This window comes from Streptomyces sp., from assembly GCF_035644915.1.
Taxonomy (GTDB): domain Bacteria; phylum Actinomycetota; class Actinomycetes; order Streptomycetales; family Streptomycetaceae; genus Streptomyces.
Map to the genome: position 1 here is coordinate 1 of NZ_DASQNP010000045.1, position 23878 is coordinate 23878.

General features: G+C 74.4%; 20 protein-coding genes. 5 read left to right on the plus strand and 15 right to left on the minus strand.

The features are described 5' to 3' along the window. Nucleotides 1-70: 70 nt before the first annotated feature. Nucleotides 71-3226, minus strand: a complete 3156-nt coding sequence (tmk, locus tag VE546_RS04895) for a dTMP kinase (protein ID WP_324918845.1) — start codon at nt 3224-3226, stop codon at nt 71-73. A 138-nt stretch (nt 3227-3364) separates the two neighbouring features. Continuing rightward, nucleotides 3365-6175, minus strand: coding sequence for a type I DNA topoisomerase (topA, locus tag VE546_RS04900; protein WP_324918848.1), 2811 nt, complete (start codon nt 6173-6175; stop codon nt 3365-3367). A gap of 240 nt (nt 6176-6415) precedes the next feature. On the opposite strand from topA, the gene VE546_RS04905 reads away from it, so the two are divergent. The 3 genes from VE546_RS04905 to VE546_RS04915 all read left to right on the plus strand — a co-directional run bounded on the left by VE546_RS04905 (nt 6416) and on the right by VE546_RS04915 (nt 7708). Continuing rightward, the gene (locus tag VE546_RS04905; RefSeq protein ID WP_324918851.1) at nt 6416-6817 is read left to right on the plus strand and encodes a TM2 domain-containing protein; all 402 of its coding nucleotides are present in this window, start codon (nt 6416-6418) and stop codon (nt 6815-6817) included. A 58-nt stretch (nt 6818-6875) separates the two neighbouring features. Then, nucleotides 6876-7280: a DUF2752 domain-containing protein gene (locus VE546_RS04910; RefSeq protein ID WP_324918854.1), complete on the plus strand. Its 405-nt coding sequence runs from the start codon at nt 6876-6878 to the stop codon at nt 7278-7280. A gap of 182 nt (nt 7281-7462) precedes the next feature. Continuing rightward, complete coding sequence (locus VE546_RS04915; RefSeq protein ID WP_324918856.1) at nt 7463-7708, plus strand: TM2 domain-containing protein; 246 nt, start codon at nt 7463-7465, stop codon at nt 7706-7708. A 100-nt stretch (nt 7709-7808) separates the two neighbouring features. Here the strand turns inward: VE546_RS04915 and VE546_RS04920 are convergent, their stop codons facing one another. The 6 genes from VE546_RS04920 to bldG form a co-directional block, all read right to left on the minus strand. Further along, nucleotides 7809-8006 carry a hypothetical protein gene (locus tag VE546_RS04920; protein ID WP_324918859.1) on the minus strand — a complete coding sequence of 66 codons (198 nt, stop codon included), beginning with the start codon at nt 8004-8006 and terminating at the stop codon, nt 7809-7811. Nucleotides 8007-8129: 123 nt separating this feature from the next. Then, on the minus strand, nt 8130-9743 hold the full coding sequence (locus VE546_RS04925; RefSeq protein ID WP_324918862.1) for a class I SAM-dependent methyltransferase: 1614 nt from the start codon (nt 9741-9743) through the stop codon (nt 8130-8132). Between the two features lie 73 nt (nt 9744-9816). After that, nucleotides 9817-10383 (minus strand): small secreted protein, encoded by a 567-nt coding sequence (locus VE546_RS04930; protein ID WP_324918865.1) that lies wholly within the window; start codon nt 10381-10383, stop codon nt 9817-9819. A gap of 251 nt (nt 10384-10634) precedes the next feature. Further along, complete coding sequence (locus VE546_RS04935) at nt 10635-13103, minus strand: sodium-translocating pyrophosphatase (protein WP_324918868.1); 2469 nt, start codon at nt 13101-13103, stop codon at nt 10635-10637. A gap of 397 nt (nt 13104-13500) precedes the next feature. Continuing rightward, a complete protein-coding gene (locus tag VE546_RS04940) occupies nt 13501-13935 on the minus strand; it encodes an ATP-binding protein (RefSeq protein WP_324918871.1) in 435 nt (144 codons plus the stop codon). A gap of 165 nt (nt 13936-14100) precedes the next feature. Beyond that, entirely contained in the window at nt 14101-14442 is a 342-nt protein-coding gene (gene bldG, locus VE546_RS04945) for an anti-sigma factor antagonist BldG (protein ID WP_093657489.1), read from the minus strand. Between the two features lie 186 nt (nt 14443-14628). On the opposite strand from bldG, the gene VE546_RS04950 reads away from it, so the two are divergent. Further along, nucleotides 14629-17094 (plus strand): DEAD/DEAH box helicase, encoded by a 2466-nt coding sequence (locus VE546_RS04950; protein ID WP_324918943.1) that lies wholly within the window; start codon nt 14629-14631, stop codon nt 17092-17094. Here VE546_RS04950 and VE546_RS04955 read toward each other — a convergent pair. From VE546_RS04955 to ssd, 7 genes are all read right to left on the minus strand, one after another. Beyond that, nucleotides 17018-17395, minus strand: a complete 378-nt coding sequence (locus VE546_RS04955; RefSeq protein ID WP_324918876.1) for an Rv3654c family TadE-like protein — start codon at nt 17393-17395, stop codon at nt 17018-17020. The two genes, VE546_RS04950 and VE546_RS04955, sit on opposite strands and share 77 nt — an antisense overlap. After that, a complete protein-coding gene (locus VE546_RS04960) occupies nt 17376-17675 on the minus strand; it encodes a TadE family type IV pilus minor pilin (protein ID WP_324918879.1) in 300 nt (99 codons plus the stop codon). Before VE546_RS04960 ends, VE546_RS04955 begins: the two co-directional genes overlap by 20 nt. A 118-nt stretch (nt 17676-17793) precedes the next feature. Continuing rightward, nucleotides 17794-18003 carry a DUF4244 domain-containing protein gene (locus VE546_RS04965; protein WP_324918882.1) on the minus strand — a complete coding sequence of 70 codons (210 nt, stop codon included), beginning with the start codon at nt 18001-18003 and terminating at the stop codon, nt 17794-17796. An 86-nt stretch (nt 18004-18089) separates the two neighbouring features. After that, nucleotides 18090-18887 carry a type II secretion system F family protein gene (locus tag VE546_RS04970; protein ID WP_324918885.1) on the minus strand — a complete coding sequence of 266 codons (798 nt, stop codon included), beginning with the start codon at nt 18885-18887 and terminating at the stop codon, nt 18090-18092. Nucleotides 18888-18925: 38 nt separating this feature from the next. After that, nucleotides 18926-19804, minus strand: coding sequence for a type II secretion system F family protein (locus VE546_RS04975; RefSeq protein WP_324918888.1), 879 nt, complete (start codon nt 19802-19804; stop codon nt 18926-18928). A 26-nt stretch (nt 19805-19830) separates the two neighbouring features. Beyond that, on the minus strand, nt 19831-21072 hold the full coding sequence (locus VE546_RS04980; protein ID WP_324918891.1) for a TadA family conjugal transfer-associated ATPase: 1242 nt from the start codon (nt 21070-21072) through the stop codon (nt 19831-19833). Continuing rightward, the gene (gene ssd / locus VE546_RS04985) at nt 21069-22217 is read right to left on the minus strand and encodes a septum site-determining protein Ssd (RefSeq protein ID WP_324918894.1); all 1149 of its coding nucleotides are present in this window, start codon (nt 22215-22217) and stop codon (nt 21069-21071) included. Before ssd ends, VE546_RS04980 begins: the two co-directional genes overlap by 4 nt. A 407-nt stretch (nt 22218-22624) precedes the next feature. On the opposite strand from ssd, the gene VE546_RS04990 reads away from it, so the two are divergent. Continuing rightward, on the plus strand, nt 22625-23461 hold the full coding sequence (locus tag VE546_RS04990) for an HAD family hydrolase (RefSeq protein ID WP_324918897.1): 837 nt from the start codon (nt 22625-22627) through the stop codon (nt 23459-23461). Nucleotides 23462-23878 lie beyond the last annotated feature (417 nt).

Genomic DNA, 23878 nt, shown 5'->3' on the forward strand with positions numbered 1-23878 from the left:
GTGGTGGACGGCCGTGGACCGCCGGGGACGGGGCGCGGCGGAGGCCGCCGGGGTGCGGGGGCGGCGGGCCTCAGCCCCGGCGTCCCCGCCCGCCGCGGCGCCGGCCGCTCCCGTCCTCGTCCTCGTCCCCGACGGTGCCGCCGGTGTCCCCGGTCAATTCCTGGTGAGGACCGAGCAGTTCGTCGGCGAGGGTGGGCAGGTCGTCCATCGGCGTCTCCTCCGCCCAGGCGGGACGGCGCCGGGGGCGGCCCTGCTCGTCGACCTGCGGCAGCTCCCGCGTGCGCTCCTCGCCGCCCGGCGCGCCGGCGCCGGGCTCCTCCGGCCGGAACGCCCACGACGGCCCCCGGTCCGCCGGCGGCCGGGCGGGCGGCTGCGCCTGCGGCAGGACGGCGGTCTCCTCGGCGTCGGGCCCGCCGCCGGGCGCGCCGGACGGCGGAACCGGCGGCTGGGGGTGCGGCAGGACGACCGTCTCCTCCGCGTCCGGCGAGACCTGCGGCAGGACCCTGGTCTCCTCCTCGTCGCCGGTCCCCTCGTCCTTGCGCAGCGAGTGCCGGTGCCCCGGTCCGTCCTCGTCCTTGCGCAGCGAGTGCCGGCGCTGCTGCTCCTCCTCGGCCAGGCGGCGGGCCTGCTCGGCGCGGAGCAGCGCCTCCTCGGCCCTGCGCTGCTTCTCCAGGCGGCGCTCCTCGGCCTCGGCCCGCAGCCGGGCCTCCTCCTCGGCGAGGCGGCGACGGCGTTCCTCCTCCTCGCGGCGGGCACGCTCCTCCGCCTCGCGGCGGGCGCGCTCCTCCTCCGCCAGGCGGCGGGCCTCCTCGGCGCGTCGGCGGGCCTCCTCGGCCAGGCGCAGCTCCTCGCGCCGGCGGGCCTCCTCTTCCTCGCGCCGCCTGCGTTCCTCCTCCTCGGCGCGCAGCCGGGCGAGCTGCTCCTGGCGTTCGCGCTCCAGGCGCTCCTCCTCGGCCTTGCGCGCGGCCTCCTCCTCCGCGCGCCGCCGGGCCTCCTCCTCGGCGCGGCGCCGGGCCTCCTCGCGGGCCGCGATCTCGGCCTCGGACAGCGGCAGCATCTGGTCGAGCCGGTGCCGTACGACCGTGGTGATCGCCTCCGGCTCCAGGCCGGCGTCCACCACCAGGTAGCGCGTCGGGTCGGCGGCGGCCAGGGCGAGGAAGCCGGAGCGGACCCGCCGGTGGAACTCCGCCGACTCCGACTCCAGCCGGTCGGGCGCCTCGGTGAACCGCTCGCGGGCGACCTCCGGGGAGATGTCCAGCAGCACGGTCAGGTGCGGTACGAGCCCGTCGGTGGCCCAGCGGGAGATCCGCGCGACCTCCGTCGGCGACAGGTCGCGGCCGGCGCCCTGGTAGGCGACGGAGGAGTCGATGTAGCGGTCGGAGATGACGACCGCGCCGCGCTCCAGGGCGGGCCGCACCACCGAGTCGACGTGCTCGGCGCGGTCGGCGGCGTAGAGCAGCGCCTCGGCGCGGTGCGACAGGCCGGCCGAGGAGACGTCGAGCAGGATCGAGCGCAGCCGCTTGCCGATCGGGGTCGCGCCCGGCTCGCGGGTGACCACGACCTCGTGGCCCTTGGCGCGGATCCACTCGGCCAGCGCCTCCACCTGCGTGGACTTCCCCGCGCCGTCGCCGCCCTCCAGGGCGATGAAGAAGCCGGTCGGCGAGGGGGCCTGCCGCGGCTCGGCGCCGCCGCCGAACGCCTCGCGCAGGTCGTGCCGGAGCGTCACGCCCTGCCGGTCGTCGAGGCGGACCAGGACCAGCGCGGCCACCGGCAGCAGCAGCGCGCCGACGATCATCAGCGTGAAGGCGGCGCCGCCGTGGGCGAAGACGAAGTCGCCGTTTTCGACGCGGTGCGGGCCGATGAGGCCCGCCAGCACGGGCGCGACGACGGCGGCGAGCGCGATGCCGAGCCGTACGACCGCGTGCAGGTGGTCGGTCATCCGGGCGCGGCGGGACTCCTCGGTCTCCTCGTCCAGCAGGGTGTGGCCGGTGTTCGCGGCGATCCCGGCGGCCAGGCCCGCGAGCAGGAGCAGCAGCAGGACGGTGGTGGTGTCGGGGGTCAGCCCGGCGGCGAGCAGCGCCAGGCCGGTCAGGGCCACGGCCAGGGCGAGCAGCCGGCGCCGGGACAGGGCGGGCAGCACGCGCGGCGCCCGGCGGATGCCGGCGCCGGTGCCGCCGGTCAGCGCCAGGACGAACAGCCCGAAGAGGACCGGGCCGCCGCCGAGGTCGGCGGCGTGCAGGGCGGCCAGGGCCACGGCCGCGGCGATGGCGGCGGCGACGCAGGCGCAGGCGAGGACGAGCAGCGGGGCGGCGCCGGTGCGGCCCTTGTCCACCGCCTTGCGCGCGCCCTTGTCGCCCTTCTCCACCTTGCCGAGCCGGGGCCGGCGCAGGCCCTCCAGCGGGGAGCGGGGGCGCGGGGTGTCGCCGGCGGGGAGGCGGAGGAAGTACAGCAGGACGGCCGACGCGGCGGACAGGCCCGCGGCGGCGTACGACGCCAGCGCCGCCTGGTGGGTGGTGAACCACTCCACGCCCGCGCCCAGCAGGTTGCTGACCAGGGTGACCGCGACCAGCGCCGCGGCGGCCAGCGGGACGGCGGCGAAGCCCGTCCGCAGCCACAGGCGGCGCAGCGCGTCGTGGTGGTCCGGCAGGGGGCGCACGGCGGCGCCCTCGGGCGGCGGGGCGGGCAGGAGCGTGGGGGCGGCGCTGTCCTTGGCCACGGCCCGGAAGCGCTCGGCGACCCCGACGAGGAAGACGGTGACCAGCACGAACGCGAACGCCTGGTCGGGGGTCCACTCGATCCACAGCGGCGCGACGACCATCAGCGCCAGCCGCACGCCGTCCGCGCCGATCATGGTCCAGCGGCGGTCGAGCGCGCCGGAGGAGTTCGCGGTGAGGGAGGACAGCGGACCCAGCAGGACGGCGCCGAACAGCAGCGTGGCCAGCAGCCGGGTGCCGAGGACGGCGGCGACGGAGAGCGCCACGCCCCGGTAGCCGCCGCCGAGGACCGGTTCGCCGCCCGTGGCGGGCACGACGACGGCCGCCTGCAGGGCGAGGAGGACCAGGACGAGCAGGGCGAGGGCGTCACCGACGGCACTGGCGAGCTGTGCACCCCACAGCCGCCGCAGGGGAGCATGCCTCAGCAGGGCCCGCACGGCGCGCTCGCGGGAGTCCGCGGCCAGGGCGTCGGAGGTGGGGTTCACGACCGGTGGCTGCTCTGCACGCGTCATTCCGCCAGCCTAGCGGGCGAAGGCGCGGGGGTGACGGACCGCTCCGAACAGGCGAGCGATGTCGCCCGTACGGAGCGGTCCGCGGGGCGTCCGCCGGGCGGTCCGCTCCCGTCCGCCCAGCGGATCACCCCCCGCGGTTCACTCCGCCGCCTTCCGGGCGGCGGTCTTCGCCGCCGTCTTCTTCGCGGCCGTCTTCTTGGCCGCGGTCTTCTTCGCGGCGGTCTTCTTGGCCGCCGCCTTCTTGGCGGTCTTCTTCGCCGGGCCCTTCGCGCGCTTCTCCGCGAGCAGCTCGTACCCGCGCTCCGGCGTGATCGTCTCCACGTCGTCGTCGCGCCGCAGCGTGGCGTTGGTCTCCCCGTCGGTGACGTACGGCCCGAAGCGACCGTCCTTCACCACCACCGGCCGCCCGCTCACCGGGTCGGTGCCCAGCTCCTTGAGCGGCGGCTTGGCCGCCGCCCGGCCGCGCTGCTTGGGCTGGGCGTAGATCGCCAGGGCCTCGTCGAGGGTGACCGTGAAGATCTGGTCCTCGCTCTGCAGCGACCGCGAGTCGGTCCCCTTCTTCAGGTAGGGGCCGTAGCGGCCGTTCTGCGCGGTGATCTCCTGGCCGGTCTCGGGGTCGGTGCCGACCACGCGCGGCAGGGAGAGCAGCTTCAGGGCGTCGTCGAGGGTGACGGTCTCCAGGGACATCGACTTGAACAGGGAGGCGGTGCGCGGCTTCACCGCGTTCTTCCCCGTCTTGGGCGTGCCCTCGGGCAGCACCTCGGTGACGTACGGCCCGTAGCGGCCCGCCTTGGCGACGATGGTGTGGCCCGTCTCCGGGTCGGTGCCCAGTTCGAGCTCGCCGCTGGGCTTGGCCAGCAGCTCCCTGGCGTACTCCACCGTCAGCTCGTCCGGCGGCAGGTCGGCGGGTACGTCGGCGCGGCGGCCGGGCTCGCCGTCGGGGCCGGGCGGCTCCTCGACGTAGGGGCCGTAGCGGCCGACGCGCAGCACGATGCCGTCGCCGACGGGGAAGGAGGAGACGCCGCGGGCGTCGATCGCGCCGAGGTCGGAGACCAGGTCCTTCAGGCCGCCGAGGTGGTCGCCGTCGCCGTTGCCCGCGTCGGCCGCGGAGGAGGCGCCGGAGCGCGGGTCGTCGGTGCCGAAGTAGAAGCGGCGCAGCCACGGCACGGCCTCGGCCTCGCCGGCCGCGATGCGGTCGAGGTCGTCCTCCATCTTCGCGGTGAAGTCGTAGTCGACCAAGCGGCCGAAGTGCTTCTCCAGCAGGCCGACGACGGCGAAGGAGAGGAAGGAGGGGACGAGCGCCGTGCCCTTCTTGAAGACGTAGCCGCGGTCGAGGATGGTGCCGATGATCGACGCGTACGTCGAGGGGCGCCCGATCTCGCGCTCCTCCAGCTCCTTGACCAGCGTGGCCTCGGTGTAGCGGGCCGGGGGCTTGGTGGCGTGGCCGTCCACCGACATCTCGGTGGCGGTCAGCGGGTCGCCCTCCTCGACGCGCGGCAGGCGGCGCTCGCGGTCGTCGAGGTCGGCGGCGGGGTCGTCGGCGCCCTCGACGTACGCCTTGAGGAAGCCGTGGAACGTGATGACCTTGCCGGAGGCGCTGAACTCCACGTCCCGGCCGTCCGCGCTGCGGCCGCCGACCTTCACGGTGACGGACTGGCCGGTGGCGTCCTTCATCTGGGAGGCCACCGTCCGCTTCCAGATCAGCTCGTACAGCTTGAACTGGTCGCCGGTCAGTCCCGTCTCGGCCGGGGTGCGGAAGCGGTCGCCGGAGGGGCGGATCGCCTCGTGGGCCTCCTGCGCGTTCTTGACCTTGCCGGCGTAGGTGCGGGGGCGGTCGGGCAGGTAGTCGGCGCCGTAGAGCTGGGCGACCTGGGCGCGGGCGGCGGCGACCGCGGTGTCGGACAGGGTGGTGGAGTCCGTCCGCATGTAGGTGATGAAGCCGTTCTCGTACAGCTTCTGGGCCACCTGCATGGTCATCTTCGCGCCGAAGCCCAGCTTGCGGCTCGCCTCCTGCTGGAGGGTGGTCGTGCGGAAGGGGGCGTAGGGCGAGCGGCGGTACGGCTTGGACTCCACCGAGCGGACGGTGAAGTCGGTGCCCTCCAGAGCCGCGGCCAGCGCGCGGGCGGCCTCCTCGTCCAGGTGGAGGACCTGCCCGCGCTCGCCCGTCCCGCCCTTGAGCCGCCCGTCGGGGCCGAAGTCGCGGCCCTGGGCGACGCGGCGGCCGTCCACGGCGGTCAGCCGGGCGGTGAAGGAGGACGGGTCGGCGGCGTCGGCGCCCGCGCGGCCGGCGGAGAAGGTGCCGGTCAGGTCCCAGTACTCGGCGGAGCGGAACGCGATGCGCTCGCGCTCGCGCTCGACCACCAGGCGGGTGGCGACGGACTGCACGCGGCCCGCCGAGAGCCGCGGCATGACCTTCTTCCACAGCACCGGCGAGACCTCGTAGCCGTAGAGCCGGTCGAGGATGCGGCGGGTCTCCTGGGCGTCGACCAGGCGCTGGTTCAGCTCGCGGGTGTTGGAGACGGCGGCCCGGATGGCGTCCTTGGTGATCTCGTTGAAGACCATCCGGCGGACCGGGACCTTGGGCTTGAGCACCTCCTGGAGGTGCCAGGCGATGGCCTCGCCCTCGCGGTCCTCGTCGGTGGCCAGGAACAGCTCGTCGGACTCCGCCAGGAGCTGCTTGAGCTTCTTGACCTGGTCCTTCTTGTCGCTGTTGACGACGTACAGCGGCTCGAAGTCGTGGTCGACGTTGACGCCGAGCCGGGCCCACGGCTCGCTCTTGTACTTGGCGGGGACCTCGGCGGCGCCGTTCGGCAGGTCGCGGATGTGCCCGACGCTGGCCTCGACCACGTAGCCAGGACCGAGGTAGCCCTTGATCGTCTTGGCCTTGGCCGGCGACTCGACGATCACGAGTCGGCGCCCGCCGCGTGCGGTCTTGCTGGTCGGGGACAACTTCTTCTCGCTCTTCTCTCCGGTTCCGTGAATTCCCTGGGTCCCGGTCCGTGGTCGGCTCTGGGTGCACTTGCGCTCTCGCTGCGGAGTGTGACGGTACCTCCCGCCCCCGTGTCAAACGGGAAAAGTCCACAACGCCACTCGAACGGTAACCCGACAACCACCATTCCTGCCGCCCGGTGGTGACTGGCAAGATGAGGCGTCTGTCCGTCCCAGCCATCCGCTCCGGGGGAACCGCCGATGTCCGATCCTTACCAGAACCCGTACGGCCAGCCGCAACAGCCGCAGCAGCCGCCGCAGCACAACCCCTACGCCCAGTCCCAGCCGGGCCAGCCCGCGTACGGCTACCCGCAGCAGGTCCCGCCGCCGGCCCCGGGGGGATACACCGGGGATCCGAACGCTCCGTACGGCTACGACCCCTACGGCCGCCCCTACTCGGACAAGTCCAAGGTCGTGGCGGGTGTGCTCTCGCTCTTCCTGGGGAGCTTCGGCGTCGGACGCTTCTACACCGGCCACACCGGCCTGGCCCTCGGCCAGCTCTTCACCTGCGGCGGCTGCGGCATCTGGGCGCTGGTCGACGCGATCATCCTGTTCACCCAGGACGGCGCCACGGACGCACAGGGCCGCGTGCTGCGGAGCTGAGCCGGACGGCGGGAGGACGGCGGTGAACGGTGGGACGGGTGCGGCCAGAGCGGCCGCAGTGCTCTCGCGGCTCCGCGCCGCCCGGGCCCACCCGGCCGCGCCGCCGCTGACCGCGCTCGCCGCCGCGCTGGCCGGGGCCGCCTACCTGTGGGGGACCGACCCGCACCGGCCCGGGCAGTTGCTGCCGCGCTGCCCGTTCAACTGGGTCACGGGACTGCTGTGCCCGGCGTGCGGCGGCACGCGCATGGCGTACGACCTGATGCACGGGGACGTCGTCGCCGCCTTCCACGACAACGCCCTGCTGCTGACGGCGGGCGTCCCGGCGGCCGCGTACCTCGGCGGACGGTGGCTCGTGGCGGGTCTGCGCGGACGCCGCTACCGGCCGTCGCCGGGGAGGTGGGGCACGGCGGTGGTGCTGGGCGCCGCCGTGGCGTGGGCCCTGGTGCGGAACCTGGTGGGCTGAATTCCCCCCTGCCCCTTCCGTCCCTCTTTCCTCATCAGCCTCTCGGATAACCGTTCGATCACGACTCCGGGCAGCGGCACAACCCCCGGCGATCGACGGCGGTCAGGGTCTTCGCCGCACCACGACGGGCATGTTCCAAAGGGCTGCGGTCTATCCCCGATGACGCATCTGAGGAGCCAACCATGGCGTTCACCGGCACCGCGCCCAACGGCCAGCCGTACTCCGACAAGTCCAAGATCACCGCTGGTCTGCTGCAGATCCTCCTGGGCGGCCTGGGAGCCGGCCGCTTCTACACCGGTCACACCGGCATGGCGATCGCCCAGCTCCTGACCTGCGGCGGCCTGGGTTTCTGGGCGCTGATCGACGGAATCCTCTTCCTCACCAGCAGCGACCGCACCGACAAGCAGGGCCGCGTCCTGCGCGGCTGACGACCGGTCCGCCCCGGCAACCGTACGACGGCCCGCGTCCCCCGGCCGGGGGACGCGGGCCGTCCGGGTTCCCGGAGCTCCAGGTGCCGCGCCGGAGGACTCACGGGCGCGTGAACACCCAGGCGCCGACGGCCAGGAAGGCCACGCCGAACAGGGAGGTGAGCACCGTCGCCACGACCGGATTCGTCCCCTCCGCCACGGGCTCGCGCAACCGTACGCGCAGCGAGGTCCACAGCAGCAGTCCGGCGCCGAACAGTGTGAAGGCCGCCCCGGCGAAGGCGGCGGGTCCGCTTTCCATGCGGAGCACGGTGGCACCCCCGGAGGACCGGCGGGCGAACGCCGGGTGAACGCCACCGGGACACCTCCCCGGGCCGCCCCCCCGTACGCCCCCGCTCTCCGCCGCGCACCCCGGCGCCGTCCGTCACGCCTCCCGGACGGGCAGCAGGAAGCCCTGCTCGACCAGCAGCCGGATCGACTGCGGGGTGCGGTCGCGCAGCTCCACCGGCTCCTCGCCGAGGAGTTGGGCGATGGCGTCGACGATGCGGCCCGCCGGCAGCGAACCGTCGCACACGCCCGCGAAGCCCGCGCCGACCGTGTCCACCGTCGTCGCCCGCCGCATGCCGCGGTTCTGACGCAGCACCACGTACTCCGGGTCGTCCGCGCCGGGCCTGCCGATCTGCTCCTGCACCACCTCGTCGGCCAGCCGGAAGCGGGTGGCGAGCAGGGCCGCGTCGTCCACGGCGCGCAGGAAGTCCCGGCGCTCGAAGTGGGCGCGGACCTCCTCGCCCAGCGGCTGCTCGACCGGGTGCGGCCACTCCTCGACGGTGACGGACGGCCGTTCGGCGCCCGACTTGCGCAGGGTGATCCAGCCGAAGCCGACGGCCGTGGTCCCGCGCGCCTCGAACTCCTCCAGCCAGGCGTCGTAGTGGGCGGCGTACGCCGCCGGGTCGCCCAGGTGCTCACCGCCGTCGCGCAGCCACAGCTCGGCGTACTGCGCGACGTCCTGCACCTCGCGCTGCACGATCCAGGCGTCGCACCCCGGCGGCACCCAGGAGGCCAGCCGCTCGCGCCAGTCCTGGCCGTCGACGTGCTGCCAGTTGGCCAGGAGCTGGCAGTAGCCGCCGTCGGCGAGGTGCTCGGCGGAGCGCTGGACGAGGGTGCGGCACAGGTCGTCGCCGCCCATGCCGCCGTCCCGGTAGGTGAGCCGGGCCCCGTCGGCGGCACGGGGGGAGATGACGAAGGGCGGGTTGGAGACGATCAGGTCGTAGGGCGCCTCGCCCTCGACCGGCTCGAAGAGGGAGCCCTCGCGCAGCTCGGGCTCGGGCGCCCCGGAGAGGGCCAGGGTCAGGCGGGTGAAGCGCAGGGCGCGGGGGTTGAGGTCGGTGGCGGTGACGGAGGTGGCGTGCTGAGCGGCGTGCAGGGCCTGGATGCCCGAACCGCTGCCGAGGTCCAGGGCACGGGCCACCGGGGTCCGCACGGTGATGCCCGCCAGGGTGGTGGAGGCGCCGCCGACGCCGAGGACGAGCCGCGAGCGGTCGGCCGCGCCCGCGGCCGGACCGGCTTCCGCGTCCACCGCGGCGGCCGTGCCCGTGTCCTTGGCGGTGCGGATGCCGCCGGCGCCGCCGACCGCGCAGCCGAGGTCGGAGACGATCCACCAGTTCTGTCCCTCGGGCCCGCCGTACGGCCGCACGTCCACGGTCGCCCGTACGGCGTCGCCGCTCCCACCGCCCTCGCCGCCGTCGTCCCCGGTGCGGCGCAGCCAGCCGTCGGCGAGCGCGTCGTCCACCGGGAGCGCGGCGCGGGCCCGCCCGTACGGGACGGGGCGCTGCAGCAGGAACAGCCGCACCAGCGTCTCCAGCGGTCCGTCGCCCCGCGTGGCGCGCAGCGCGGGGACGGTCTCGCTGCGGGCGAGGGCGGCGTAGGCGGGGGCGCCGAGCAGCTCCAGCAGTCCGTCGGGGGTGAAGCCGGCGGCGAGGAAGGCGTCGCGCAGCCGGGGCAGGGCGGGGCCGGGGGCGGGGAGGCGATCCGTACTCACCTCCCCATTGTCCCGTGCGGAGTTGCCCCGTGGGGACTCCCGCGGGGACGCCCGGTGCCTCGGGCGTCCTCCGTCAGGCGGCCGAGGCGGACGGCGACGACGGCTTCCGGCAGCCCTCCTGCTCGGCCATGGCGGCGCCGAGTTCGCCCTCCTGGAGCTTGTCCAGCGCCCGGTCGCCGCTCTTGCCGAGCTTGCCCAGCTCGTCGGCGATGTCCTTCAGGCCGTCGGCGAACTTCGCCTGGTCACCGGTGTCCAGTTCCCCGGCCTGCTTCCTGAGGTCGGCGTACTTCCCGGACATGCCCTCGAGCTGGGCGACCGCGTCCTTCTGGAGCTTGGCGCCGTCCTCGACGGGCGGGGCGCCCGCCTCGTCCACGGCGTCGGCCAGCGCCCCGTACGCCTGGGAGATGTCCTGGAAGGCCTTGGTGTCGATCTCCTTTATCTCCTCCGAGGCCCGGTCGCCCTGGGTGGCCTGGGTGATGGCGGTGTTGGCCTGCTGGATCTTCTTCACCTGGGGCTGGACCTGGTCGCAGACCTTCTTGGCCCACGCGGCGGTCTTCTCCTCGCCGTCGTCGCCGCATCCGCTGAGGACGAGGACGAGTGCCGCGCTGCCGGCCAGCGCGGCCGCAAGCTTCTTCTTCACTCCGGATCGGTCCCTTCGTGGCTTCCGGGCCGGAACATACACGCAGATGGCCCAACGGCCATGCGTCGGGCGCTCCTTGTGCCCTGGTTTCAGCCGCTATGGGATGGCCCACGACACGCGTATCTCACACACCGCCCCCGGGCGTCCGGGGTGGCGCGAGCCCGGCGGGGGCGCACACGGCCGCGGGCGGGCGGCGCGCCCGGATGCGCGCCGCCCGCCCGCGGCGGGATTCCCGGAGTTCCGGCGCCGTCCTAGGGGGCCACCACCGGGGCCCCGGACTCCGACGACCCCGAGGACGTGCCGGTGGCGCCCGGCGCACGACCGGCCGTGCCGCCCCCCGCACCGCCCCCGTCGCTCTCGCCGCCCTCGTCGCCGACCTCATCGCCGACTGCGATGCCGCGCCGCTTGGAGGCGTAGACCGCGCCGACGATGACGACGAGGGCCAGGGTGGCGACGAGGGCCCGTGCCCAGGCGCTGGCGTCGTCGCCGTAGCTGAACTGCACCACCGCGGGCGCGATCAGCAGCGCCACCAGGTTCATCACCTTCAGCAGCGGGTTGATCGCGGGTCCGGCGGTGTCCTTGAACGGGTCGCCGACGGTGTCGCCGATCACGGTGGCCGCATGGGCCTCGCTGCCCTTGCCGCCGTGGTGGCCGTCCTCGACGAGCTTCTTGGCGTTGTCCCAGGCCCCGCCGGAGTTGGCGAGGAAGACCGCCATCAGCGTGCCCGCGCCGATGGCACCGGCGAGGAAGGAGCCGAGCGCGCCGACGCCGAGGGTGAAGCCGACGGCGATGGGCGCCATGACGGCCAGCAGGCCGGGGGTGGCCAGCTCGCGCAGCGCGTCCTTGGTGCAGATGTCCACGACGCGGCCGTACTCGGGCTTCTCGGTGTAGTCCATGATCCCCGGGTGCTCGCGGAACTGGCGCCGCACCTCGAAGACCACCGAGCCCGCCGACCGGGACACCGCGTTGATCGCCAGCCCGGAGAAGAGGAAGACCACGGAGGCGCCGAGGATCAGGCCGACCAGGTTGTTCGGCTGCGAGATGTCCAGGCTCAGGCCCAGTTCCCCGGCCCGGGCGCGCACGTCCGCCACGGCGGTGGCGATCGCGTCGCGGTAGGAGCCGAAGAGGGCGGCGGCGGCCAGCACCGCGGTGGCGATGGCGATGCCCTTGGTGATGGCCTTGGTGGTGTTGCCCACGGCGTCGAGGTCGGTGAGCACCTGGGCGCCCGCGCCCTCGACGTCGCCGGACATCTCGGCGATGCCCTGCGCGTTGTCGGAGACCGGGCCGAAGGTGTCCATGGCGACGATGACACCGACGGTGGTGAGCAGGCCGGTGCCCGCCAGGGCGACGGCGAACAGCGCCAGCATGATGGAGGCGCCGCCCAGCAGGAACGCGCCGTAGACGCCGAGGGCGATCAGCAGCGCCGTGTAGACCGCGGACTCCAGGCCGATGGAGATGCCGGAGAGGACCACGGTGGCGGGACCGGTCAGCGACGTCTTGCCGATGTCGCGGACGGGCTTGCGGCTCGGCTCGGTGAAGTAGCCGGTGAGCTGCTGGATCAGCGCGGCGAGCACGATGCCGATGGCGACCGCGACCAGCGCGAAGACGCGCGGGTCGCCGTCGTGGCCGGCGATGCCGGGGTCGGTGACGCCGTCGAGCTCGCCGAAGCTGGAGGGCAGGTAGATGAACGCGGCGACGGCGACGAGGCCCAGCGAGATCACCGCGGAGATGAAGAATCCGCGGTTGATGGCGGTCATGCCGCTGCGGTCGGCCCGGCGCGGCGCGACCGCGAAGATGCCGATCATGGCGGTGACGACGCCGATCGCCGGGACGAGCAGGGGGAAGGCCAGGCCGAAGTCGCCGAAGGCGACCGTGCCCAGGATGAGCGCGGCCACCAGGGTGACGGCGTAGGACTCGAAGAGGTCGGCCGCCATGCCCGCGCAGTCGCCCACGTTGTCGCCGACGTTGTCCGCGATGGTGGCGGCGTTGCGCGGGTCGTCCTCGGGGATGCCCTGTTCGACCTTGCCCACGAGGTCGGCGCCCACGTCGGCGGCCTTGGTGAAGATGCCGCCGCCGACCCGCATGAACATCGCGATCAGGGCGGCGCCCAGGCCGAAGCCCTCCAGCACCTTGGGGGCGTCGGCGGCGTAGACGAGCACCACGACGGCGGCGCCGAGGAGGCCGAGGCCGACGGTGAACATGCCGACGACCCCGCCCGTGCGGAAAGCGATCTTCATCGCCCGGTGGGACACCTCGGTCAGGTCCTTCGCGGGCTCTCCCGCACCGGGAGTGGCCTCCCGCGCGGCAGCGGCGACCCGTACGTTGCTGCGCACCGCGAGCCACATGCCGATATAGCCGGTGGCCGCCGAGAAACCGGCGCCGACCAGGAAGAACACCGAGCGGCCAATTCGCTGCCCCATACCGTCCGCCGGGAGCAACATCAACAGGAAGAAGACCACGACGGCGAATACGCCGAGAGTGCGCAACTGCCGCGCGAGGTAGGCATTGGCGCCTTCCTGCACGGCAGCGGCGATCTTCTTCATGCCGTCGGTGCCCTCACCGGCCGCGAGCACTTGACGTACCAGCACCACGGCGACCGCCAGGGCTGCCGCGGCGACGAGCGCGATCACCAGCACCAGGCCGCGATTGCCGCTGGTGAGCACGGCTTCGGCCAACTGCGGACGGTACTGGGAAGAGATGTGGGTGTAGTGCCCCGCCATTCGTCCTCCTTGACGTTTGGCACATGGGCGCGCGCAAGCACGCTCAGGCGTCCTGCTGCAAAGATGTGGACGGATTGTAGGAGCCGCTCCGGCTTACAACTAGAGTGCGGTATTCGCCATTAATCCGCACCCGCAAAGATCGAATAGCGGGCACCAAAATAATTCCCCCGGACAGCGGAAACATTCCTCTCCCCACTGCCGGAGAAATGATCTCCAAATGAAGAACGGCCCCTGCTCGGGGCCGGTTCTCGGGGTGTCGGGAGCTCAGGGCTCCGGGGTCTTGGGGAGGGCCGGGGTCCTGAGGGCCGGGATCTCGGGACCTCGGGTCTCGGGGGCCGGATGTTCTCGGGCCCGGTGTCCGGGGGACGGGCCTCGGGCCCGGTGCCGGAGCGGGGCGTCAGGATTCGACGGACGCCGAGCTGGTCGGCCAGCTCATCCGGATGAGGCCGCCGTGTCCGTCGGCCGACACCTCCAGGTCGTCCACCAGTCCGCTGATCACCGCGAGTCCCAGGTCGCTCTCGTCGTCGCCTTCGGCCCCGTCCCCCTCGGCGGAGGAGCCGTGCGCCGGGCTGTGGGCCACCTGCGGGACGTCGTCGCCGACCTCGATGCGGAACACCTTCTCGTCCTCGGTCAGCGCCACCCGGACGGGTGTGTCGAGACCGTGGCCGATGTGGAGGCCCACCGCCCTGCTGCACGCCTCACCGACCGCGAGCCGCACCTCGTCGAGTACGGCCTCGTCGACGCCGGCCCGGCGCGCCACGGCGGCCGCCACCAGGCGCGCCGTTCTCACGTGCTCGGGCAGCGGGCTGAAACGCAGTTCGACGGTGGCCATGCCATTCCCCTCGGTCCATACGTGCGGTCACCTGGTGATCCGACGCCCCGGGCGTCGAGCCCATGATCATCCAGAGGTACCGGGCCGGCGTGCGCCGGTCCGGTACCCCTGATCTCCGCCTCGTGCGGGCTCGTCAGGGCTCGACTTCCCGTCGGCGGGCCGGCTTCAGTCGGTGGCCGCCACGGCCTCGTCGACCGAGGTGTGAATGGGGAACACCTTGGTCAGGCCGGTGATACGGAAGATCTTGAGAATGCGCTCCTGGTTGCAGACCAGACGCAGCGAGCCCTCGTGGGCGCGCACTCGCTTCAGTCCGCCGACGAGCACCCCCAGGCCGGTGGAGTCGAGGAAGTCAACGCCCTCCATGTCCACGACCAGGTGGTAGCTGCCGTCGTTCACCAGCTCGACCAGTTGCTCACGCAACTTGGGCGCGGTGTATACATCGATCTCGCCACCCACCGAGACGATCGTGCGATCGCCGACGGTACGGGTCGACAGGGACAGGTCCACGGATCCTCCAGCACCTTGCTATCGAGCGGTCCGCCCCCCTGGGTTCCCCCCGCCGAGGGCGGGTGTGGGGCCTCCCCACCGAAGACGGGGAGAGCCTCTCCCCACCGGAGGTGGGACGGGGCCTCCCCACCGAAGGTAGGGGACGGATCGGCAGCCGCAGAAGCATTCAATCACTTACCCGGGGGCCTGCACGACGCCTTGCGACCATTGTCCGTCGCGCCGGTGACACACTCGGTCCCGATGGCCAGCAACCACCGCGCGGCGTCGGCAGACGCACGTCCCTCGTCCCCGTCTCCCCGAGCGGTCCTCCAAAGCCTTGCCGCTGGGGCGGACCGGGCCATGCGCATCACCCATACGGAGCACTTGCCCCCACGTAACGGTCGTCATGCGGACTGGCCTGGCCAGATTCGGCCGGAAGTGGTCGACGCGATCCGCGAGGCGGGCATCGACCGTCCGTGGGAGCACCAGGCGCGCACCGTCGAACACGCCCTGCGCGGGGAGTCGGTGGTCGTCGCCACCGGCACGGCGTCGGGCAAGTCCCTGGCCTATCTGACGCCGGTGCTCAGCGCCCTGCTGGACGGCTCCGAGGCCCCGAACGGGCGGGGCGCCACCGCCCTGTACCTCGCCCCGACCAAGGCGCTCGCCGCCGACCAGCGGCGGGCCGTGGGCGAACTGGCCGCCCCGCTGGGCACCGCGGTCCGCCCGGCCGTCTACGACGGCGACACCCCGGTCGAGGAGCGCGAGTGGGTGCGGCAGTACGCCAACCTGGTGCTCACCAACCCCGACATGCTGCACCGCGGCGTGCTCCCCGCCCATCCCCGCTGGTCCTCCTTCCTGCGCGCGCTGCGCTACGTGGTCGTCGACGAGTGCCACACCTACCGCGGGGTGTTCGGCTCCCACGTCGCCCAGGTGCTGCGCCGGCTCCGGCGCGTGTGCGCCCGCTACGGCGCCGACCCCGTCTTCCTCCTGGCCTCCGCCACCGCCGCCGAGCCCGGCGCGGCCGCGACGCGGCTCACCGGCCTGCCCGTCACCGAGATCACCGAGGACGCCTCCCCGCGCGGCGAGGTGGTCTTCGCCCTGTGGGAGCCGCCGCTGACGGAGATACGCGGCGAGCGCGGCGCCCCCGTGCGGCGGACCGCCACCGCCGAGGCCGCCGACCTGCTCACCGACCTGGCCGTACGGGGCGTGCGGACCGTCGCCTTCGTCCGCTCCCGGCGCGGCGCCGAACTGATATCGGTGATCGCCCGGGAGCGGCTGGCCGAGGTGGACCGCGCCCTGGCCGAACGGATCGCCGCCTACCGCGGCGGCTACCTGCCGGAGGAGCGCCGTGCCCTGGAGCGGGCCCTGCACTCCGGCGAGCTCCTGGGGCTGGCCGCCACCACCGCCCTCGAACTCGGCATCGACGTCTCCGGCCTCGACGCCGTCGTCCTGGCCGGTTATCCCGGCACCCGGGCCTCGCTGTGGCAGCAGGCGGGACGTGCCGGACGGGCGGGGCAGGGCGCCCTGGCCATCCTCGTCGCCCGGGACGACCCGCTGGACACCTATCTCGTCCACCACCCCGAGGCGATCTTCCGCCGCCCCGTGGAGTCCACCGTCCTGGACCCGGACAACCCCTACGTCCTCGCCCCCCACCTGTGCGCCGCCGCGGCGGAGATCCCCCTCACCGAGGACGACTTCGCGCTGTTCGGCCCGGCCGTGCCCGAGCTGGTGCCGCGGCTGGAGCGGCGCGGGCTGCTGCGCCGCCGGGGGACGGGCTGGTACTGGACCCGGCGCGAGCGGGCCACCGACCTCACCGACATCCGCGGTCAGGGCGGCCGCCCCGTCCAGGTGGTGGAGTCGGCCACCGGGCGGTTGCTGGGCACGGTCGACGCCGCGGCCGCCCACACCACCGTCCACGAGGGCGCCGTCCACCTCCACCAGGGCCGCAGCTACGTCGTCCGGCACCTCGACCTGGACGAGGCGGTCGCCCTGGTGGAGGAGGCCAACCCGCCCTGGACGACGATGGCCCGGGACACCACCGCGATCTCCGTCCTGGAGACCGACGCCGAGGTCCCCTGGGGCGAGGCGCGGCTGTGCTTCGGCTCGGTCGAGGTCACCAACCAGGTCGTCTCCTACCTGCGGCGCAGGCTCGTCACCGGCGAGGTGCTCGGCGAGACCAAGCTGGACCTGCCGCCGCGCACCCTGCGCACCCGCGCGGTGTGGTGGACGGTCACCGAGGACCAGCTCGACGCCGCCCGGGTGGGCCCGGAGGTGCTGCCCGGCGCCCTGCACGCCGCCGAGCACGCCGCCATCGGCATGCTGCCGCTGTTCGCCACCTGCGACCGCTGGGACATCGGCGGCGTCTCCGTCCCCCTGCACCCGGACACCCTGCTGCCGACGGTCTTCGTCTACGACGGCCACCCCGGCGGCGCCGGCTTCGCCGAGCGGGCCTTCCACACCGCCCGCGACTGGCTGACCGCCACCCGCCGGGCCATCGCCGCGTGCGAGTGCGACAGCGGCTGCCCGTCGTGCATCCAGTCGCCCAAGTGCGGCAACGGCAACGACCCGCTGCACAAGCGCGGCGCCGTCCGGCTCCTCACGGAGTTGCTGCGGCAGGCCCCGCCCGGGCCCGCACCCCGGCGGCGTACGGACCCGCCCGCACCCGCACCGTGAGGTCGGCGATCCGGTCCCGCACCCGGCAGCGCACCACCCGCGCCCGCTGTGCGGCAGCCACCCGCCGGGCCGCGGCACACGCCGCCTCCTCGCCCCGTACGGCGTGGTCGGCCGCCGCGAGGGCCGCCGTGTCCGCCGCCGCACCGGCCCGGTGGCGCGCCGCCACGGCCTGCCCCAGTCCCAGGACGCCCACCGCCAGCACGCACAGCGCCAGTCCGCACAGGGTCGCCCACACCGTGGCCGAGCCCCGGTCGCGGTGGCGGCGGTGCCCGCCCCGGCGGTCACCCGGATGGTTCCGCATGTGCCACCGCCTCCGCTCCCAGATCCACGCCCAGCGGTCCCGGGCCGGCCGCCCTCGCCGTCACCCGCACCCGTACCAGGTCGCCCTCCCGCGACATCTCCACCCCGGCCCCGCGCGGCGCGATCGCCCGTACGGCCCGCCGGATCCTCTCCGGCGGCTCGTCCCGGGCCGCCGCCCGCGCCCCGGCGCCCGCCGCGTCCACGCACCGGACCTGCGCGACCGCCGCCGCCACGCCCCACAGCAGCATCCCCAGCAGCGCCACCAGGGACGGCACCACCACGGCGGTCTCCGCGGTGACATAGCCCCGTTCCCGCGAAGCCCGTTCCCGCGGATCCCGTTCCCATGGCCCCGGCTCCCCCGCCTTCCGCGCGTTCGCCGCGACGGCGCCGGGGGGCCGCTCAGAGGCCCGCATCGAGCGCCCGCTCGATCAGGCCCTGCATCGCCGCACTGACCGGGCCGCTGGTGACGATCTTGTAGAGCACCGCCGCGAAGCCCGCCGCAGCGATCGTGCCCACCGCGTACTCCGCGGTGCTCATCCCGGCCTGCGCGTCCCGGCTCCGTGCCCTGCGCACGATCCCGCCGGCCCACGTCCGCGTCCGTCCCCACATGACTCTCTCCTCACCCCTCGTCGTTCTCGATTCGCCGTCCGGCCGCCCATCGGCCGGACGGCCACCCGTGGTCCGCCCCGCCCGGCTCACAGCAGTGACCGCGCCAGGCCGATGACCACCGGAACCACGCCCGCCAGCAGGAAGGCGGGCAGGAAGCACAGCCCCAGGGGCCCCGTGACCAGGACCGCCGCCCGCCGGGCCCGTTCCATGGCCGTCCGCGCACGGCGGGCCCGGCACTCGGCCGCCAGTCGGCCCACCGGTTCCACCGCGGGCACCCCGGTCGTTCCCGCGCGTTCCAGGCACCGCGCCAGCGCCGCCGTCCCCGGCAGTTCGGCCAGCCGTCCCCAGACGGCCGCCGGGTCACCGCCGAGCCGCAGTTCGGCCGAGGCCCGTACCAGCCGCTCGCCGAGCGGCCCGCCCACCGAGCCGCCCACGGCCCCGGCCGCCTCGCACGGCCCCGAACCCGCCGCCAGACAGGCGGCCAGCAACTCCGCGATGATGGGCAACTGCTCGGTCACCCGGGAGTCGGCATCCGAATGACCAGGTTTGAGACATTTGTTCCTATATGATCGCCGGACCTGATCCGCTCGGCCCCCACGGGCGCTCAGGAAGCGCCACAGGCCGTACGCCGCGGCCAGCCCGAGCAGCCAGCCGACCGGACCACCGACCAGCACGGCCCCCAGGGCCACCGTCCCGGCCGCCACCCCGGCCCTCACCGCCGCGTCCCGCACCGGCAGCCGGCGCACCGCCCGGACCGCCCGCCACGGCACCCGCCCGCCGACCCCGGCGGCCGACAGGGCCGCCAGTCGCCGCCGCCGTCGCAGCCGCCGCACCGCCGGCGCCGCGTCCGCCAGACACACGGCGGTGATCGTCACGGGGAACACGGCCGACACTGTCCACAGCCTGTGGACGAATTCGCCGCTCACCTCCGATCGCCCCTCTCCGCCGTCCGGACGATCCGGGAGACCCAGGCCAGTCCGGCCCACTCCAGCAGCCCGGCCGCCGTCAGACAGCCCCATCCGGCCGGGCTGTGCAGCAGGACCCGCAGCGGCTGCGCCCCCATGGCGCCGCCCAGCAGCAGGCCGAAGACCGGCAGCAGCGCCAGCACCAGCGCCGTGGACCGCGGGCCCGCGAGCTGGGCGCGCAGTTCCTCCCGCTGGTCGCGTTCCGCCCGCAGCGCCCCGGCCACCCGGTCCAGGCCGTCCGCGAGTCCCGCGCCCCCGTCCACCGCCACCTGCCAGCACGCGGCCACCCCGATCAGTCCGTCCGCCCCTTCCTGCCGGGCCGCCTGCCGCAGTGCCTCCGGCACGTCCCCGCCGAAGCGGGCGGCCGCGAGCACCGCCGCCCCGCCGTCCCCGAAGCCGGACATCCCCACCGTCAGCAGGGCCCGCTCCGGAGTGCGGCCCGCCCGCAGCTCACCGGCGACCGCCGAGCACAGGTCGATGACGGCCGCCTCCCGCGCCTCCCCCGCACGCCGTCGCTCCCGTCTCCGCAGCCGGCGTCCGAGCAGCGGCACCGCCGCGGCACCGGCCAGCAGCGGCAGTACCGACTCCCCCCACAGCGCCAGCACCGCACCGCCCACCAGGCACCACCCCGCACGCCCCACCCGGGCCGCGAGCCTGCGCACCGTCCGGACGACCGCCTCCACCACCGGCCCCCCGGCCTCGCCCCGCCGCGGCACCGCGCCGGTGCCGCCCGCGCACAGCAGCCGCGCCCGGCGCACTCCTTCTCCCGGTCCGCCCGTCAGCCAGGCCAGCGCGCCCAGGCACACCGCCGCCGCGCACACCGATCCCGTGTACACCGCGTCCGGTTGCGTTCCGCCCGCCGTCACAGCGCACCACCGCCCCGTGCGCACAGCCGCTCCAGCCGCGGCCAGCCCCGCTCCCGCACGAAGCCCTCCGGGGCCCAGGAGGCGGCGGGCACCGTCCTCACCAGGCCGTACCGGTCCTGTTCGAACACATGGACCTCGGCGATCCTCCGGCGTCCCCGGCGGTCCCGCGCCAGATGGAGCACGACCGACAGCGCCGCCGCGAGCTGACTGTGCAGCGCGGCCCGGTCGAGCCCGGCCGTGGTGCCCAGCGCCTCCAGCCGAGCGGGCACGTCGGCCGCCGCGTTGGCGTGCACCGTCCCGCAGCCGCCCTCGTGGCCGGTGTTCAGCGCGGCCAGCAGGTCCGTCACCTCACCGCCGCGGACCTCGCCGACCACGAGCCTGTCCGGCCGCATCCGCAGTGCCTGCCGCACCAGGTCCCGCAGGGAGACCCGGCCCGCGCCCTCCTGGTTGGCCGGACGGGTCTCCAGCCGCACCACGTGCGGATGGTCGGGTCGCAACTCGGCCGAGTCCTCGGCCAGGACGATCCGTTCCCGCGGCCCCACCAGCCCCAGCAAGGTCGACAGCAGGGTCGTCTTGCCCGTGCCGGTGCCCCCGCTGACCAGGAACGACAGCCGGGCCTCCAGGAGCGCCCGCAGCAGCCGGTCGCCACCGCGCGGCACCGTCCCGGCCGTCACCAGCTCCGGCAGTGCGAAGGCCCGCGGCCGCACCACCCGCAGGGACAGGCACGTGCAGCCGACCGCCACCGGCGGCAGCACCGCGTGCAGCCGCGTGCCGTCCGGGAGCCGGGCGTCCACCCAGGGGCGGGCGTCGTCCAGCCGCCGTCCCGCCGAGGTGGCCAGCCGCTGGGCCAGCCGACGGACCGCCGCCGCGTCCGGGAAGCGGACCGCGGTGCGCTCCACCCCGCTCCCCCGGTCCACCCAGACCTCGTCCGGCGCCGTCACCAGCACGTCCGTCACGTCCGGCTCGGCCAGCAGCGGTTCGAGCGGTCCGGCGCCGATCATCTCCGACCGGAGGGCCTCCACCACGCCCAGCACCGCGCTGTCCCCGAGCAACCGCCCCTGGGCCCGCAGCGCCGCCGCGACCCCGGCGGGCGTGGGGTCGGCGCCGGTCTCGGCCAGCCGCAGCCGCACCGCGTCCACCAGCGTCCGCGAGGCCCCCGCCCCCCTTCGCGCGTCCGTCCCGGCCCGTACGTCCGTCCCGGCGCGCACATCCGCCTCCGCGCCCGTACGCGCGCTCATACGGCCACGCTCCCCCGGCCGCCGGCGGGCGGCACCGCACCGGAGGCGGGAAGCACACGGTCCCAGAACTCCGCGCAGAACCGGGCCAGCGGACCACGGGCGTCCGCACCGGGCGGCCGACCGCCGTCCACCGCCGCCGACAGCCCCCCTTCGGTGGGGAGTTCGCCGGCGAGCCGCAGCCCGAGCAGCCGGGCGATCTCCCCGCCGTCCAGCCCGGAGCCGGAGGAGCCGCGCACCACCGCCCGCAGGTCCCGCAGCACCATGCCCGCCCGGGAGGCCACCCGGTGCGCCGCCGCGACCGCCCGCAGCTCGGCGGGGACGACCAGCAGCCCCAGGTCGAGCTGGACCAGCACCTCGGCCGCCGCCTCGTCCAGCCGCCGCGGCAGGTCCACCACGACCACCCCGCCGCGGCGCCTGGCCGCGCCCAGGACCGCGCGCACCGCCTCCGGCGGGACGGCCACGCTGTCCCCGCGATCCCAGCTGAGCACCCGCAGACCGTGCAGCACGGGCAGGGACTCCTCCAGCGCCACACCGCCGACCCGGCCGCGCGACTCGGCGAACGCCGGCCAGCGCAGGCCCTCCGCCCGCTCCCCGCCGAGCAGGATGTCCAGCCCGCCGCCGAGCGGGTCGCCGTCGACGAGCATCGTGCGGTGCCCGGCGCGCGCCGCCGTGACCGCCAGCGCGCAGGCCAGGGTGGAGGCCCCGGCCCCACCGCGGCCGCCCATCACCCCGACGGTCAGCGCCTGCCGGCCGACGCCCTCGGCCGCATCGGCGATCCGCCCCGTCAGCCAGGACTCGCCGTCCGGCAGGAGGACCACGTGCTCGGCGCCGATCCCCACGCCACGCTGCCAGACGCCGGGATCGTCCGGATCCCGGCCGACCAGCAGCACCCCCGCCCGGCGTGCGGGCGCGCGCGCCGAGCGGGACAGCGGCCCGGCCCGGTCGTCGCCGACCAGCACCAGCGGGGCGCTCTCCCAGACCTCCGGACCCGGCGGCGCCCCGTGCGCCACCTCCGCCTCGGCCCCGGCCGCCGCACACAGCCGCAACAGGTCGTCCAGCAGTTTCTCGTCCTCCGTGACGATGAGGATGCTTCCGGTCACTGTCCGATCTCCTTCCGGATTCGCACTCTCCAGTTCGCGGGACATCCGCGAGCGCCGTGCGCAATCACCGTGCCGGGGATCGGAAAAAGGAGATGATCTTGGTCCAAATACGGGGACAACTCAGCAGTTGTGAATAACCCGCTCACCCAAACGAGTGACCTCCCGTGAGCATCCTGACGGACACGGAGAGTGACGGATCATGAAGAGCGGAAGAGAGGCGCCATTGAAGATCGAAAAAGCCCCCGGAAAGCGCCGGACGACACGACATGTGCCCGGACATGCGACGACCCCCGCCGGGGGGGAGAGCGGGGGTCGTCCCCACGGCCGACTCGGGGGGGGAGGAGCCGGACCGGGGTAGCACGGTCGCGAACGATCCGTGACTTCCATGGTGTACCCGAGAGGCTTCTCAGGCAAACCCACGCGCCCCACCTTACGCCGAATGGTGGGCGCATATGCTCACCCCCGTGGAAAACCACTCGCTGCCGCGCACCGCCGCCTTCTTCGACCTGGACAAGACGGTCATTGCGAAGTCGAGCACGCTCACCTTCGGCAAGTCCTTCTACCAGGGCGGTCTGATCAATCGGCGCGCCGCGCTGCGCACCGCGTACACGCAGTTCGTGTACCTCGTGGGCGGCGCCGACCACGACCAGATGGAACGGATGCGCGCCTACCTGTCCGCGCTGTGCCGCGGCTGGAACGTCCAGCAGGTCAAGGAGATCGTCGCCGAGACGATCCACGACCTCATCGACCCGATCATCTACGACGAGGCCGCGTCCCTCATCGAGGAGCACCACCTCGCCGGACGCGACGTCGTGATCGTCAGCGCCTCCGGCGCCGAGGTCGTCGAGCCGATCGGCGAGCTGCTCGGCGCGGACCGCGTCGTGGCGACCCGCATGGTCGTCGAGGACGGCTGCTACACGGGCGAGGTGGAGTACTACGCGTACGGCCCGGCCAAGGCCGAGGCGGTGCGCGAGCTGGCGGAGTCCGAGGGGTACGACCTCTCCCGCTGCTACGCCTACAGCGACTCGATCACCGACGTCCCGATGCTGGAGGAGGTCGGCCACCCGCACGCCGTCAACCCGGACCGGGCGCTGCGCCGGGAGGCGGTGGCCCGGGACTGGCCGATCCTCACCTTCCAGCGCCCCGTCCGTCTCAAGCAGCGGTTCTCCTCGTTCACCATGCCCCAGCGGCCCGTCCTGGCCGCCGCGGTGGCGGTCGGTGCGGCGGCGGCCACCGCCGGCCTGGTGTGGTACACGAACCGGCGTCGCGCCCGATTCGGCAACGTATAGCGGCGTTTGAAGGGGAAAGTAAATATCCGGGGTGAAGGGTTCCGCTTCACCTCCCGGCAGGGTACAAAGGAGTTGACGGCCCGCGAGACCTGAACCGAAGTGCATCCGAGAGGAAGTTCGGTACAGACAAAGGCCCCACGGACCGAACATGGACGTCGGGAACCCACGCGCAGCCGACCCGCGATAGGGCCAGCCGCACCGGGGTAGGGCGACATCCCCCCTGGTCCGGCATACACCGTGCACGCCTGGTACCCCGGCGGACATGCCAGCGGCGACACCGACTCCATGCCGGTGCCGCCGCATGCGTCCGTCCGCGGTGTGCACGGTGTCCATGCGTCCGTGCGGTCCATGTGTTCCGCACGCCCGCTCCCGTGCCGGCCCCGCCGCTTCCGCGGCCATCTCCGGCGGACCGTCAGG